This is a genomic window from Pontibacterium sinense (assembly GCF_015209595.1).
In the GTDB taxonomy this organism is placed as follows: domain Bacteria; phylum Pseudomonadota; class Gammaproteobacteria; order Pseudomonadales; family Balneatricaceae; genus Pontibacterium; species Pontibacterium sinense.
This window is the reverse complement of the sequence record NZ_JADEYS010000006.1, coordinates 97,126-111,467: the sequence shown is the minus strand read 5'-3', so window position 1 is coordinate 111,467 and position 14,342 is coordinate 97,126. Positions and strand designations below refer to the sequence as shown.

At 52.3% G+C, this 14,342-nt stretch carries 13 protein-coding genes; 6 read left to right on the top strand and 7 right to left on the bottom strand.

All coding sequences use genetic code 11. From position 1 onward, the window contains the following. Positions 1-95: 95 nt before the first annotated feature. Complete coding sequence (locus IOQ59_RS07780; protein WP_193952701.1) at positions 96-2,912, top strand: cache domain-containing protein; 2,817 nt, start codon at positions 96-98, stop codon at positions 2,910-2,912. 11 nt (positions 2,913-2,923) lie between these two features. After that, a complete protein-coding gene (locus IOQ59_RS07775; RefSeq protein ID WP_193952700.1) occupies positions 2,924-3,640 on the top strand; it encodes a response regulator transcription factor in 717 nt (238 codons plus the stop codon). Positions 3,641-3,671: 31 nt separating this feature from the next. Here IOQ59_RS07775 and IOQ59_RS07770 read toward each other — a convergent pair whose 3' ends face one another. The 6 genes from IOQ59_RS07770 to hflK form a co-directional block, all read right to left on the bottom strand. After that, entirely contained in the window at positions 3,672-4,052 is a 381-nt protein-coding gene (locus IOQ59_RS07770) for a hypothetical protein (protein WP_193952699.1), read from the bottom strand. 687 nt (positions 4,053-4,739) lie between these two features. Further along, entirely contained in the window at positions 4,740-6,380 is a 1,641-nt protein-coding gene (gene ptsP / locus IOQ59_RS07765; protein ID WP_193952698.1) for a phosphoenolpyruvate--protein phosphotransferase, read from the bottom strand. 28 nt (positions 6,381-6,408) lie between these two features. Then, the gene (gene acnA, locus IOQ59_RS07760; RefSeq protein WP_193952697.1) at positions 6,409-9,111 is read right to left on the bottom strand and encodes an aconitate hydratase AcnA; all 2,703 of its coding nucleotides are present in this window, start codon (positions 9,109-9,111) and stop codon (positions 6,409-6,411) included. A 53-nt stretch (positions 9,112-9,164) separates the two neighbouring features. After that, positions 9,165-10,169 (bottom strand): protease modulator HflC, encoded by a 1,005-nt coding sequence (gene hflC, locus IOQ59_RS07755; RefSeq protein WP_228050763.1) that lies wholly within the window; start codon positions 10,167-10,169, stop codon positions 9,165-9,167. Then, positions 10,166-10,333, bottom strand: a complete 168-nt coding sequence (locus IOQ59_RS21165; protein ID WP_228050762.1) for a hypothetical protein — start codon at positions 10,331-10,333, stop codon at positions 10,166-10,168. The genes hflC and IOQ59_RS21165 overlap by 4 nt, the downstream gene beginning before the upstream one ends. Positions 10,334-10,503: 170 nt before the next feature. Further along, entirely contained in the window at positions 10,504-11,229 is a 726-nt protein-coding gene (gene hflK, locus IOQ59_RS21160; protein WP_228050761.1) for a protease modulator HflK, read from the bottom strand. A gap of 298 nt (positions 11,230-11,527) precedes the next feature. On the opposite strand from hflK, the gene IOQ59_RS07745 reads away from it, so the two are divergent. The 4 genes from IOQ59_RS07745 (at position 11,528) to IOQ59_RS21155 (ending at position 13,451) form a co-directional block, all read left to right on the top strand. Further along, a complete protein-coding gene (locus tag IOQ59_RS07745; protein WP_193952696.1) occupies positions 11,528-12,250 on the top strand; it encodes a Crp/Fnr family transcriptional regulator in 723 nt (240 codons plus the stop codon). A gap of 397 nt (positions 12,251-12,647) precedes the next feature. After that, positions 12,648-12,755: a pyridoxamine 5'-phosphate oxidase family protein gene (locus tag IOQ59_RS21590; RefSeq protein ID WP_371871839.1), complete on the top strand. Its 108-nt coding sequence runs from the start codon at positions 12,648-12,650 to the stop codon at positions 12,753-12,755. Further along, positions 12,755-13,102: a pyridoxine 5'-phosphate oxidase C-terminal domain-containing protein gene (locus IOQ59_RS21585; RefSeq protein WP_228050760.1), complete on the top strand. Its 348-nt coding sequence runs from the start codon at positions 12,755-12,757 to the stop codon at positions 13,100-13,102. The genes IOQ59_RS21590 and IOQ59_RS21585 overlap by 1 nt, the downstream gene beginning before the upstream one ends. A 37-nt stretch (positions 13,103-13,139) precedes the next feature. Beyond that, positions 13,140-13,451 (top strand): hypothetical protein, encoded by a 312-nt coding sequence (locus IOQ59_RS21155; RefSeq protein WP_228050759.1) that lies wholly within the window; start codon positions 13,140-13,142, stop codon positions 13,449-13,451. Between the two features lie 252 nt (positions 13,452-13,703). On the opposite strand, the gene IOQ59_RS07725 is transcribed toward IOQ59_RS21155, so the two are convergent. Continuing rightward, entirely contained in the window at positions 13,704-14,270 is a 567-nt protein-coding gene (locus IOQ59_RS07725; RefSeq protein ID WP_193952693.1) for a gamma-glutamylcyclotransferase, read from the bottom strand. Positions 14,271-14,342: the final 72 nt, after the last annotated feature.

The following is a 14,342-nucleotide window of genomic DNA, read 5'->3' as shown; positions in this document are numbered from 1 at the left end:
GGTTTGCCACAAATGCACCGAAATGTGCGCACGGGAAGAATTCGACTCAGATTGACAGTAGACTGAATGGAAATGACAGACAGGTTGTACGTTCGATGATGTCAGGCACAAAGCTGGTACGGCGCTTTTTCTGGGTGATACTGATGATCATCGCCGTGATGTTCTGCGCCATCTATATCTACTCCGTCCCTTTGATTCAAAAAGAGGTGTACGCGATTGAGCGCAACTCCGCCCGGCTGGCACTGAACAACGTCTTTCAGCTGGCGAACAAGATGTACTCCAATCTGGAGGGCTATCGCGAGCAATCACTGGATGCGCATAAACAACGCCTGAAAGCGGTGGTTGAACTGACCGAAGCACAGGTCATCAACACCTTCCGCGAAGCCCAAAAAGACAACCTGAACGTCAATCAGGCCCGCGCACGTGTGTTCGAAAACCTGCGAAACTTTAAGTACGGCAGCGATGGCTACATCTGGGTGGCCGATCATGACGCCACTTTACTCTCTCATCCGGATCCCCGCTTTCAGGGTTTTGAGATCTCCCAAACGGATAACCGGGATCAAAGCAGTATCATCCGTGAGGTCATCAATGCGGCGGTAAACGAGGGCGAAGGTTTTTACCAGTACAAATGGCAACGACTAAATGAAGGCCCTCCGATCGCCAAACTGTCCTATGTGAAAAACTATCCGCAATGGGGCTTTGTTATTGGCAGCGGGTTGTATCTGGATGATCTGGAAATTGAAGTCCAGGCTCGCAAGCAGGCGGCTATTCAGGAAGTCCGCGAAGCACTCAGCGAAATCCAAATCGCGAAAACCGGCTATCTCTATATCTTCGATAAAGACGGTCACCTGCTCGCCCACCCAAATCCCAATATCGATCAAACCAGCGCACTCGAGCTGATCAATCCCGCCTCCGGCCAGCCGATTATCGGTGAACTGATCAAAGTTGCAGATACCGGCAACGAACTGCACTACAAGTGGGATAAACCCTCAGATCCGGGTAACTACGTTTACGACAAGATCTCCTTAGTGCGCTCATTGGAAGGTTTCGGCTGGTACATCTGCTCGTCGGTCTACGTGGATGAATTACGCCATAGCTCAGTCCTTCTGAGTCAGCGGATACTGACGATCGCCCTGATTTCGATTCTGCTGGCGATTACGCTGGCCGTATTTTTTGTGAACCGCATTGTGCAACCCATCAAACAGCTGGCCCGTACCGCTGAACGGGTGCGCAGCGGAGACCTGACCGCCCGCAGCGGCATCGAACGCGATGATGAGCTAGGCATGCTCGCACGCACGTTCGATACGATGGTGCACCGCCTGCGCACGAACATTCAGACGTTGGACAGCACAGTGCAGGAACGCACCCAGGAGCTGGCACAGTTGGAAGAACGACAACGCCTGATTCTGGACGCCCTGCCGGCACAGATCGCATATCTGGATAAAGGCCTGCGTTATCACTTCGTCAATCAAGGCTATGCAGACCTGTTTGAGCGCGACAAAACGCAGATTGTCGGCAACACGATTGATGCGGTGATTGGACCGGAAATGATGGCTAGTATCCGTCCCCAGATCACTCAATGTCTGTCGGGAAGCGAGGTCGCCTTTGAATATCGCTTTGACCTGAACGGTCGGGAGATCATAACCAAACGCCTGCTGCTGCCAGATCTCGACAGCAATGGGGAGGTGATCGGTTTACTCAATCTGTCTCTGGATATTACAGCCGAAAAGGAGGCCGAACGACGCCTGACCGAGGCACAACGCATGAGTGCTGTAGGACAGCTCGCGGGCGGACTGGCACATGATTTCAATAATCTGTTATCCGTCATTCTGGGGAATTTACTCGCCGCCAGTGACCGTTTTTCCGATGTGGAGGGACTGCAAAAGTATATGACACCTGCTGTGCGGGCCTCCCGCCGTGGTGCTGACATTACCGCCCGTCTCTTAGCGTTTTCACGGCGTCAGGCACTGACCCCCACCTGTGTACACCTGCCAGCGTTGCTGCAAGATACAGTTGAACTGGTGTCCAGCTCTCTGCCTTGTGACATAACCGTCACTCAACACATTGCCGAAGACACCTCGCTGTTCGTTGATCCCGGCCAGCTGGAAAATGCACTGGTCAATCTGGCCCTGAACGCCAAAGATGCGATGCCCGAAGGCGGCGAAATTGAGTTTCGCGTACAACCAATCAGTATCACGCAACCATTGGAATACGACGAACCCGTCACCGCAGGTGATTACATCGAAATTCAGGTGAATGACACCGGTAGCGGCTTCTCAGAGGAAGCGCTGGCACAAGCCTGTGAACCCTTTTATACCACCAAGGGCAGCGGCCAGGGTTCAGGGCTGGGATTGAGTATGGTGTACGGTTTTATCAAACAATCCCGTGGTTACATTACCATCGTTAACCGTCCGGAACGGGGCGCCTCCGTGTCGCTGCTACTGCCCGCCGCCACAGAATTGATCGATACTATACGCACTCCGGAAGCTCCCCCTTCAGACCGACTGGACTTCACAGATCAGCTTTTATTGCTGGTAGAGGATGATCGCGATGTTCGCGCCGTGGTACGCGAGCAACTGGTTTCGCTTGGGTTTACCGTGCTGGAAGCCGCCGATGCCGATGAAGCAGAACAATTGATCACCACCCTGCCGGAACTGGATGGGCTGGTCACCGATATCGATATGCCCGGTCGTCTGAACGGCTTTGGATTGGCAGGCCTGATGCGTCAGCGGGATGCAGCGAGTACTATTGTGTTGATCAGCGGTTACGCCAACAACCATCAGGCCAGCACAAAAGATTTACAGTGGAAGGTTTTGCGTAAACCGTTTGACCGGGACGCGCTGGCAGAGGCGATCAATAACGCCATGCAGTCAGTAAACCCGATCACACCTTCTAACAATAAACAGGACTAAGGATAGCGGGTATGGGCAAAAGCGACCTGATCTACGTTGTTGATGACGAAAAAGATATCTGTGATCTGGTCTGTACAGAGTTGGAATACTATGGCTTTGATATTCGTGCCTATCAAACCGGCGCTCAGGCGCTACAGGCCATCAAACGCCAGCCTCCCGCGCTTTGTATTGTTGATCTGGGCTTACCGGATATGGACGGGCTGGCACTGGTCAAGGAACTCTGTGACAACGCCAACGTTGGCGTATTAATTCTATCCGGGCGCGGCAGCTTACCGGACCGGGTATTGGGACTTGAACTGGGCGCTGATGACTACATCACCAAACCCTTCGAACCCCGCGAGCTGGTCGCCCGCGTACACAGCCTGCTGCGACGCATCGGTAAAGATGACAGCCAACCCCGCCCCAGCAACATTAAGCAGGCACGGTTCGCCGACTGGACGTTTAACCCTGCCACCTTAACCCTCACCCGTGATTCAGGTGACATCTTAACGTTAAGTACCGCAGAAGCAGACCTGCTGGGAACCCTGCTGCGGGCACCACAGCAAATCCTATCCCGTGACCGACTGCTGGGCGAACAAGCCATTCCGTATGACCGCAGTATCGATTCACGCATGTCCCGCCCGCGTAAGAAGCTTGAAGCCGACCCTAAAGAACCGCGCATTATCAAAACGGTATACGGGGCGGGCTACATGCTTTCCACGATTGTGGAGTGGATCGATTCCGCCTGATGTGATCGATCAAGCTGTGCCAAAAACAGAACTAACGCGACCCGCCACGCAACCAGCGCTCAGCTCCCTCACGCCTACGGAAGACATGAAAGTCTATATCTTGAATCCGTGTAAAACCCTCAAAAACTTTCGCCCGCTCATACTTATCTTGCTTACCGATCCAGGCAATACGCTTCATTTTGACCATCAACGGATTACTTAATAACCAGCTTGATAGCTCATACTCCTGCTTGACCGTAAAGCAGCTGTGCGCCTCAGTCTCATCAATAAGTACGTTAAAACACTGAGTCGCCTCACAGTACGCCAGAATCAGCCTGACCTGCTCGTGGTACTCGTTTGGCAACGCTTCCACACCCGATATACGGGCAATCACATAACCATCCTTTTCTTCGAACTCACTCGATAAAGCCATATTCTATGTATTCCTGACACGTTCGAATAACGCACACAGAGCTCACTTCGAGCAACACCACACGCGATGTGCATACTTTAAATAAGTGTAGTTGCTGCAAAACAGCATTCAAAAGACCATTTTCTCTGCCATCTCTGCCACGAGTAGAAATAAAGACCACACTCTCAGCGTCATAAAGCACCGTGCGAAACAACCAAAACAGAGTCCATGACTCATTGTGTAATAATTAGGTTAGATGCCGCAAAAACCAAACTCAACTTCATACAGGTCTCTATATGTATGAGTTTCACTATGTAAATTTAACGGCACCCGCAGGCTGGCTTCTGCTTCTGAGTCTCTTAGCTGTAACACTTTGCCACCTTATTGTCCTGTATCTAACCCTGAAGATAGATCGGGCTGTACACACCGCTCGCGAAGAAGTGCATGACGCAGTGGTGTCCCAGATTGCCATCAGAGAGCGAGAACTACTCGAAATCTGGCGCTCCGCTCGCAGGTTGTGTATCTGGATCATCCCATTCTTTTTCGCAGCGTGGGTGGTTGGGCTAGGCAGGCCCTGAGATCACTCCGAATAACAGTATCAGGTTGTCAATCAGATATTTCGGGATAACCCCCATAGGGCACTCCGCGATGAGGGGTTTTACAAGTCGATTATCGCCAAAGCTATCAGTCGCAGCCCAGCATAAACACTCAATCGGAGTAGATTGAACAATTACGGATAGCCTCTTTGACAATTGGAATCAGAGGAGCCGCAACACTTAATGTCCGTATCCCACACGTAAGCAGTTTGGCAACATGTTCAGGCCGCCCTGCGAGTTCGCCGCACACAGACAATGGCATATGAGGTACATCCTCGTGCACCAGAGACAGTAATCTGAAGATAGGATCAGATGCATCGTTAAAATAACGTTCCACCGATGCATTTTCCCGATCGGCCGCACAGGTGTACTGAGTGAGGTCGTTGGTTCCGAAACTCAGAAAATCGACATGTCTCGCGATTGCTTTCGAGGATAATGCGGCGGCTGGTGTTTCGATCATTGCGCCGATTTTGGGAACGCCAACATGCATCTCACAACAAAGCGGTAGCAAAAGATCTTTGACTGCAACAATATCCTCGGGCAGCGTAACCATCGGTATCAGAATACGCACATCAAATTCGCCAGACAGCTCCAATACCGCGCGTAACTGCGTTCTAAGAAGTTCAGGATACTCCAGCAGTAACCGGATCCCCCGTCGCCCTAAAGCGGGATTAGATTCGGCAAAGAATGCCAGAAACGGCAAGGGCTTGTCGGCCCCCACATCCAACAATCTCACACACACCGAACGCCCCTTGGCCGCTGCTAATACCTGCGTCATCTCAGCGACCAGTTCAGCGGTGGAAGGAGGTTCTGTACGCCCTAAATAAGCCTGCTCCATACGGTACAAACCTACACCTTCAGCACCGTTAATCATCGCCTGCTGGGTATCATGATCACTCCCCACGTTAGCCACAACAGAGATTTTAATTCCGTCAAGGGTGACGGCCGGACCACGTGCATTTTCTATCGCCAACCGATATGCCTGAGCTTTCGTTTCAACCTTTTGATGGAAAATAGCCTGCTGTCTTTTCTCTGGACGAAGGGTAACGTTTCCGGCATCTGCATCCACTAAGGCGAGCACATCGGCGGGCACTGTCTTCATCAAATCGGGGATCCCTGACAAGCAGGGCACCCCCATCTGGCGGACAAACAGGGCAGCATGGGAACCGCTGCTTCCATATTCAAGAAGTACAGCAGAAATAGCGCGATCAGAGAGAAAAACGGTATCAGATGGCAGCAGCCTGGAGGCGATCAAGACACATCCTTGGGGGATCTCTTCCAGAGGATGGACCGTGACTCCAACAAGAGCATTGTGCAGACGGATCGATATATCGCGCATATCATCGCCTTTATCTCTGGCGAATTGCGATTCCAACGTCAAAAATCGTCTTTCCCATCGCAGGAACACCGCCTTTACGGCACTACTGGCACTGACCAGATTATCGATGACCTCCTGCCTCAGCTCCTGTTGAAGTAATGGATCATTCAACATCAGTTGGTGTGACCCAAAGACCTCAGACAGGCGCAAATCAATCTCTTTTTCCACCCGTGTTGCCAGTGTGACAAGATCATTCGAAATGCCTGCGGTGGCGAAATCAAGACGTGCCAGTTCCTGTTCAACCTGATTGTGAGGTATATCCACGGGCACATCGATAGGCCCAAGCAAGTCCTGATGGACATGGGTAATTCCCTGCCCCAACCCCGGTGAGATCGAGGTGCCATAGATAACAAACGGCGAGTCTTTATGATGCATAATTTACCTTCTTACTCAGCTGCATTGATCATGTTTTATCAGGCAGCTGGGCGATAAGTTCACGTAAACGACACTGCAAAATTCCGCCATGACGGAAAAATCGCAGTTCATCTCCGGTATCAATACGGCAGCGAACCTTGAGCACCCAAGGAACACCGGCCTCAGGAAAAACCTGAACATCGACACGGCTGCCCTGAGTCAGACCTGCTAACGCCTCGATACTGATACGCTCGTCGCCAGTCAGTTTCTGTGCACTCAGGAGAGAACCTTCTTCCAGCTCCAGAGGCAGAATCCCCATACCAATCAGGTTGGATCGATGAATCCGCTCAAAGCTCTGTGCAATGACTGCACGCACGCCGAGCAGATAAGGCCCTTTGGCAGCCCAGTCACGGGAAGATCCAGTGCCATATTCTGCACCGGCGAACACCACCAACGGCGTTCCCTGCTGCCGAAAGTACTGCGCCGCGGCAAAGATGCTGACGATCTCAGATGATGGCACCAGCCGTGTGACTCCTCCCCTCTGTTGCGGAGTCATCAGGTTTTGCAAACGTGGATTGGCGAACGTACCACGCATCATCACTTCGTGGTTGCCACGACGACTGCCGTAAGAGTTGAAGTCAGCGGGATCCAACCCCCGGCTCTGCAGGTACGCACCCGCCGGGCTGTCTTCTGCGATACTGCCCGCAGGAGAGATGTGATCGGTGGTGACGCTATCACCGAGCAGCGCCAGAATCCTTGCTTCAACGATATCTTCTACAACGTTCGGATTCGGCTGCAAACCATCAAAATAACTGGGATGACGCACATATGTGCTGCTGCTATTCCAGGGATAGCGCTGGCTGTCGCTTATCGCCAGTGCCTGCCAGTCGTGTGAACCGGCAAACACGTTAGCATAGCGTTGTTGAAACTGTGTCTGATGAACATGCGCGGTAACGGTGTCTGCAATCTCTTTGGCATCGGGCCAGAGGTCGCGAAGAAATACCGGCTGGCCGCTCGGGTCTTCGCCCAGAGGCTCTCTCGAAAGATCCAAATTGACCCGGCCAGCCAGAGCGTAAGCAACAACCAGTGGTGGCGAGCAGAGAAAGCTTGCCGCTACCTTCGGATGGATTCTTCCCTCAAAGTTACGATTACCGGAAAGCACAGCGCAAACGCTGAGTTTATGCTGAACAATCGTCCCCGCGATAGCGGGGTCCAGCGGACCTGAATTGCCGATACAGGTAGTGCAACCGTACCCCACCAGATTGAACCCCAGATAGTCCAGATCTGCCTGTAGTCCCGCGGCCTGCAGGTAATCGGTCACCACTTTGGAACCCGGAGCAAGCGAGGTTTTAACCCAAGGTGCGACTTGCAGACCGTGCAAACGGGCATTACGTGCCAGTAATCCGGCAGCCATCATCACCGCAGGGTTAGACGTATTCGTACAACTGGTAATCGCCGCGATCACCACCGCACCATCGTGTAAAGAGTAGGATTTACCGAGCACCGGACAGGATCGGGGCGGCTCAAGAACCGGCCTCCCTTGTTCCAACACAAACTGCTCGAAGGCAGCTGAGACATCGGGCAACGGCAGACGATCCTGCGGTCGGCGCGGCCCCGCAACACAGGGGATAATACTGGCCAGATCCAGTGGCAACATAATGCTGTAGGACGCTAACGGTGTCCGGTCATCATGCCAAAGCCCCTGAACACGCGCATAGGCTTCTACCAAGGCAACCTGCTGCGGATCGCGCCCGGTTAGCGTCAGATAGCGCAGCGTTTCCTCATCAATGGGAAATATACCGCAGGTTGCACCGTATTCCGGTGCCATATTGGCGATGGTCGCGCGATCAGGCAGGCTCAGACCGGACAAACCACTACCGCAAAATTCTACGAAGCACCCCACTACACCGTGCTGTCGCAAGAGTTCAGTCACCCTCAATACCAGATCGGTGGCGGTACTTCCCGGCGGTAAGCGACCGCTCAATTCGACACCAACCACCTGTGGCAGTTGCAGGCTGATCGGTTGTCCGAGCATCGCGGCTTCGGCCTCAATTCCGCCTACCCCCCACCCCAGAATGCCAAGCCCATTAATCATGGTGGTATGACTGTCCATCCCCACCAGCGTATCGGGATACGCCAGCAACTCACCATCTTCCATCGGCTGTGACCACACCACACGCCCCAGATATTCCAGATTGACCTGATGACAGATACCTGTGCCCGGTGGTACCACACGAACGTTATCAAACGCCTCCTGCCCCCAACGCAGGAAAGTGTAACGTTCGTGGTTACGTTGCATCTCCTGACGCACGTTGTCGTCAAAGGCCGCCCGGTCCCCAGCCCGATCCACCGTGACCGAGTGGTCTATCACCAGATCCACCGGAACCTGAGGACTGATCAGCCCCGGATCGCCTCCGACTTCAGCCAGCGCATCACGCATCGCCGCCAAATCCACCAGCGCAGGCACACCCGTGAAATCCTGCATCAGGATACGCGTCGGCATAAAACTGATCTCTTCCGTTGACTGACCTTGCGCCAGCCAGCCGCTCAGCGACTGGACCTGCGCCCAAGAGACATGCATTCCATCTTCGTGACGTAACAGGTTTTCCAGCACAATTTTCATGGCAAAAGGCAATCGGGAAAGATCACCCAGCAAAGCGTAGGCAGCGGGTAAGGAGTAGTAACGATAGGTCTGCGCTCCAACCTTCAAGGTTCGCTGCAGCTCGGCATGGTAGTTCTGTGCATCGGTCATAAGTTACCCCAGAGAATAAGCAGGATACGGGCTATCATGTCTGCCACCTGTCTTCACTGTGGGGCTTGCATCACGTCCGCGGGTGAGACAGGACCTTTCGGCTCCATTCCCTTCAAATACTTGAACAATTCACTGTCGGTAGAAAGCACCAACGTCGTATTCTGCGAGATCACGGCTTTATACGCCTGCAGACTGCGGGTGAACTCATAGAAAGCCACGGATTCAGGATTCAGGTTGTAGGCGCGCGCGTAAATTTCGGTCGCTTTGGCATCAGCCTGCCCTCGTATCTCCTCTACCTGCCGGTAAGCTTCGGACTGGATCTTATCCAGATCCCGTACCCGATCGCCCCTGATACGTGCGGCCTCACCGTTACCTTCCGATAAGAATCGCTCGGCGATCTGACGCCGTTCGCTGATCATCCGATCGTAAATTTTTGGACGCACACTTTCGTTGTAATTAATGCGCTTGAAGCGAATATCGAGCAACTCAATGCCGAATATCCGCACTTTTTCAGCTGCCGCGACAAAGATTTCCCCTTCTACCTGCTGGCGCCCTTTTTGGATCGGTACCCAAGCGCTCGTATCCAGTGCGCGCTCACCTCCACTCAGTAATGCATCGCGCAACGGTACACGATCCTTGGTGGTGCGGATAATTTCGATGAGCTCATGCTTGGCCACTGCATTGCGGGTCTCGCTGCCCAGAATGTCGTCCAAACGGGACTGAGCACTGCGTTCATCACGTAGCCGCAAAAAATATTGTAGAGGATCGGTGATGCGCCAACGGGCAAAAAGATCAACAGAGATGTAAAGCTTATCCTTGGTGGGCATATCCGACGGATTACCATCCCATTCAAGTACCCGCTTATCGATAGCATTGACCTCCTGAATGAAGGGCAGCTTCAGCTTCAGGCCTGCCTCTGTCACTGGAGCCCCCACCGGTTTACCAAACTGGGTAATAATTACCTGTTCGACTTCACTGACGGTATATACCGAGCTGAAAAACAGGTAAGGAACCAGCACGACCAGCACGAAAAGACCGGTCCATTTCATACGATTCATGGCTGTAACTCGCTGCGTGAGTTCAAATTAAGTAACGGCAAAATGCCACCGGCTTGTATATCAACGATCACCTTCGCCTGAATATCCGGTAGCACTTCCTGCAGGGTCTCTATATAGATACGCCGCCGGGTAACTTCCGGCGCCTTACGGTATTCATCCAACAAGCGCTGAATCGCGCCGCATCACCTTCTGCTTCATTAATACGTTTAAGCCGATAACCATCGGCTTCGCGAATCCGCTGGTCTTTTTCCCCTTCAGCCAGAGGAATCACTTTGTTGTAATCACGCCGTGCCTCATTAATCAGCTTCTCCTTTTCCTGCTGAGCCTGATTGACCTAGTTAAAGGAATCTTGCACCGGTAACGGAGGGTTGATATTTTTCAGCTGGACTTGATCAATACTGATCCCCATGACGTATTTAGTGGAGAGACTTTGCATCCTGGCGAGCGCTTCGATCTCGATCTCCTGACGCCCTACAGTAATCACTTCGTCGACGGTACGATCACCCACCACTTCTCGCATGACAGATTCAGACACATAGCGCAGGGTCTCAGCAGGTTCGCGTACCTCAAACAGAAATTTAACCGGGTCGGCGATGCGATACTGAACCACCCATTCCACCAACGCCGCATTGAGATCACCGGTGACCATCTGAGTTTCACGTCTCTGGTCACGAACCCGGGGGCTTTGGTAGGGATCTCTGGCACCGGGCGTTGCAAAACCAAACTCCTGCTTAAGCTGACGTTTAACAGGCACAATGGTGGCGATATCCATACCCAGAGGCAGCTTAAAATGCAGGCCTGGCGGCACCTCGTAGATGTATTTTCCAAAGCGTTGCACCACCGCAACCGAGTCACTCGGTACGGTATAATAAGCGGTCCATAAACCAAATCCGGCTAAGACAAATACCACTAGCATAGCGATACGGGAACGGCGACCGCCCGGTGGCGCTTGACGGTAGCGATTTAGCCACTCCTCCATCAGACGGCCTGGATTAAAATCGAGTTTCTGCCGGTTACGCCAAGGGTCCGGTTGATCCCCTTTACTGCCTTGAATAATCATTTCACATGTCGCTCCTGATCCCGTTTGACCTTGGAATAACAGTGACTGTAGCGCCATTGTTAGACTGCCCAGATTTGATGACCACAAGGTTATGTGGTGTAAGTAACTTCGGTAACAACGTTACGCAACCTTAGGTTCAGATTACGCGCCCTTCTGAAAACAGTCGGTTCGCTATCGAACATAAATCGCTATTTGAGGATGAACGGACTTGCCAGATGACTCATTCGGAACTGTACTGCACACATGTGCCGTTTCTTATTGAAGACGATGAATTTTGAAAGATATTCAGGTATGAAAAATGCACTTCTCTGCACAACAAAACCATTTATTGATGTCTTTACCTGCCGAGGTGCAGAAGCGTCTATTTCCCTACCTCAAACCGATCACTCTTCCACTCGGTAAAGTGTTATACGAGGCAGGCGAGATTCAGCAGGAGGTGTTCTTCCCGACAGACTCCATCATTTCGTTGCTCAACGTGATGGAAAACGGTGCCTCTGCAGAAATTTCGGTGGTGGGTAATGAAGGTTTGGTTGGAGTAAGTTTATTTATGGGCGGTGAGAGTACCCCCAGCCGCGCGCTGGTTCAGAGTGCCGGTTCTGCCCTCCAGCTCTCGGCGCTTCGCCTCAAGGAGGAATTTGACCGCCACGGAGATTTGTTGCTGTTGCTACTGAGATATACGCAATCCTTGATCACCCAGATGGCCCAGACAGCCGTGTGCAATCGGCACCATACAATCGACCAGCAACTGTGCCGCTGGTTGTTACTATCACTAGACCGCCTGCCGGGTAATCAATTGATCATGACTCAAGAACTGATTGCCAACATGCTTGGAGTCCGTCGTGAAGGTGTGACCGATGCCGCAGGCAAGTTGCAGAAACTTGGAGTGATCGAATATCACCGCGGTCATATCAACGTGCTCGACCGCCCACAGCTTGAGGCGCTTTGCTGTGAGTGCTACGCCGTAGTTAAGAAGGAAACCGACCGTTTGCTGCCCTGGCACCCGAACAATAACAGCGGTTAATGAACCTTAAGCGGTACCACACACGTTGTCCGCTACAGATCATGTATGAGAGAGAAAGTATCATCAATGTCAAGGGGTTCATCTCACCTGACAACTCATCAAGCCACGCCGCCTTCTTCTAATTCACTATACAAGAACGCAATAACGCAAATAGACAGCGATAAGGATAGGACTTCGTCCTTTCTGCGCCAGTATCGAAATCTCCGCTGTTATCTCGCTACACGCACCTACGCAGCTCAGGTTGACACTACGGGGGGCTCACCTTCCTATCAAATATCGCAGATACAAAAAAGCGCCAGTCGCTAAACCAAGGCTTTTTCCTTAAAAATTCGGATGGCGAGCCCAACGCCATAAGCCTCACGACTGTTGATACCAACGGGCAACCTTCTCTGCCAATGTGCTGTTGAAACACTTTGATGATCAGGGTTGCGTGTTTTTCACCAATCTGGACAGCCGGAAAGCACAGCAGATTAAGGGAAACCCTCGTGTATCACTGATGTTTTAATGGCTAGGCCGAGAACGGCAGGTGATTATTTCAGCTCAGGCAAGCATGCTTTCTCGTGCAGAAACCCTGCGTTATTTTTTGCTGCGACCACGCAACAGTCAGCTAGGCGCTTGGGCATCCGAGCCAAGCAAGTCATCTCATCCCGCCGGTTGCTCGAAGACAAGTTCAAAGCGCTCAAGCGCTCCTTCACTGACACTGAGGTTCCACTGCCTAAGTTTTGGGGTGGGTCCCGGGTACATCTTTCGCAGATCGAGTTCTGGCAAGGTGGCGCCAGCCAATTACACGATAGATTCCAGTATATGAGAGACCAAAACGATAGCTGGAACATAGAGCGACTGTCGCCATAGCGACCCATTTTGGGCCCAAAAAACAGGACAATTAACAATGAAAAAGTCAGACGTGATGACGGTAGAGACGAGCGGCGAGCGGCTCCGGATGCGATTGCAAGCCATGGCAAAGATCGGCGCTACGGCCAACGGCGGCTGTAACCGTCAGGCGCTGACCGACGAGGATAAAGCCGGGCGGGACCTCATTATTCAATGGTGCGAAAACGTCGGCTGTATCGTGACCATCGATCATATGGGCAACATCTTCGATCGCCCGTCACGGTCGCGATCGCAGCCTGCCACCGGTGATTACAGCCTCAGCCAACCGGAGGCAAGTACAATGGAGTCTACGGTGTATCGGCCGGAGTAGAAGTACTTGAAACCCTGCATGAACATCAGATTGAAACCGAACACCCGATCGAAGTGATTGCCTGGACGAATGAGGAAGGCGCACGCTTTTCGCCAGCGATGCGGGATCATTTATGCCCGGCTCGGTTATCACCATGGACGGCGGCCAAATGGTCAATACCTTGTAGATGCGGGCGGGTTATTCCGTTTTACCTCAACTCTATTTACCTCATTCCTTCGCGCCAGTGCAATGTCACTGGCGTAACCGGACGATTTATATCGATTCGCTTTTGAGCAACGTTTCCAGACGGAAGACGTGCTCATCATGATCGCCAAGAGCACGTAATGCATCCGCCAGTTTCAGCAGATATTCCGCATTCGGACCGCTGGGACCGGATGCCATAGCGATCTGTCTGGCCATTTTTTCGTCCTTGTCCGGACCCAAATACGCGGCGTTGTCTTCGGATGCGACATAGACCAAACCATCCGCCTTGCTTCCATCCTCAAATGTCATCGGTGTAAAAAAGCGCAGATACCCGTTCTTTTCCCGAACATCCAGATGATCGAATACCTCAGTGGGTACGCGGTATGCGACGCCCTTACAATGACTACCTTCACGCTCAATCAGTGTTACCACCCGCCCAGGTACCTCATACGTACCACGATGATCATGAGACCCTTGCCAGAAACGGCGCTCCCAATTCTGAATACTGGCGGTACGCGATTCCAGATACTCAAAATCCACCTTAAAAATCAGTGAGCCGTAGCCAAATAGCCAGACGGTGTCCATGTGTTCCAACGGTTGGCGCTGGCGATTAAGTTCAACAGTATTAAATGACATAACAACACATTTTGTAATTCGTTCCGGAAGGGAATTATATGACAACAAGACCGACTATCTCATGGTTAACGG

What these genes read in the sequence shown, in the direction of transcription:
- IOQ59_RS07770 (WP_193952699.1), bottom strand. Translation starts at nt 4,052, where the DNA reads ATGGCTTTATCGAGTGAGTTCGAAGAAAAGGATGGTTATGTGATTGCC.
- IOQ59_RS07745 (WP_193952696.1), top strand. Translation starts at nt 11,528, where the DNA reads ATGCACTTCTCTGCACAACAAAACCATTTATTGATGTCTTTACCTGCC.
- hflK (WP_228050761.1), bottom strand. Translation starts at nt 11,229, where the DNA reads ATGATTATTCAAGGCAGTAAAGGGGATCAACCGGACCCTTGGCGTAAC.
- IOQ59_RS07780 (WP_193952701.1), top strand. Translation starts at nt 96, where the DNA reads ATGATGTCAGGCACAAAGCTGGTACGGCGCTTTTTCTGGGTGATACTG.
- IOQ59_RS21155 (WP_228050759.1), top strand. Translation starts at nt 13,140, where the DNA reads ATGAAAAAGTCAGACGTGATGACGGTAGAGACGAGCGGCGAGCGGCTC.
- hflC (WP_228050763.1), bottom strand. Translation starts at nt 10,169, where the DNA reads ATGAATCGTATGAAATGGACCGGTCTTTTCGTGCTGGTCGTGCTGGTT.
- IOQ59_RS07725 (WP_193952693.1), bottom strand. Translation starts at nt 14,270, where the DNA reads ATGTCATTTAATACTGTTGAACTTAATCGCCAGCGCCAACCGTTGGAA.
- IOQ59_RS21585 (WP_228050760.1), top strand. Translation starts at nt 12,755, where the DNA reads ATGGCTAGGCCGAGAACGGCAGGTGATTATTTCAGCTCAGGCAAGCAT.
- ptsP (WP_193952698.1), bottom strand. Translation starts at nt 6,380, where the DNA reads ATGCATCATAAAGACTCGCCGTTTGTTATCTATGGCACCTCGATCTCA.
- acnA (WP_193952697.1), bottom strand. Translation starts at nt 9,111, where the DNA reads ATGACCGATGCACAGAACTACCATGCCGAGCTGCAGCGAACCTTGAAG.
- IOQ59_RS07775 (WP_193952700.1), top strand. Translation starts at nt 2,924, where the DNA reads ATGGGCAAAAGCGACCTGATCTACGTTGTTGATGACGAAAAAGATATC.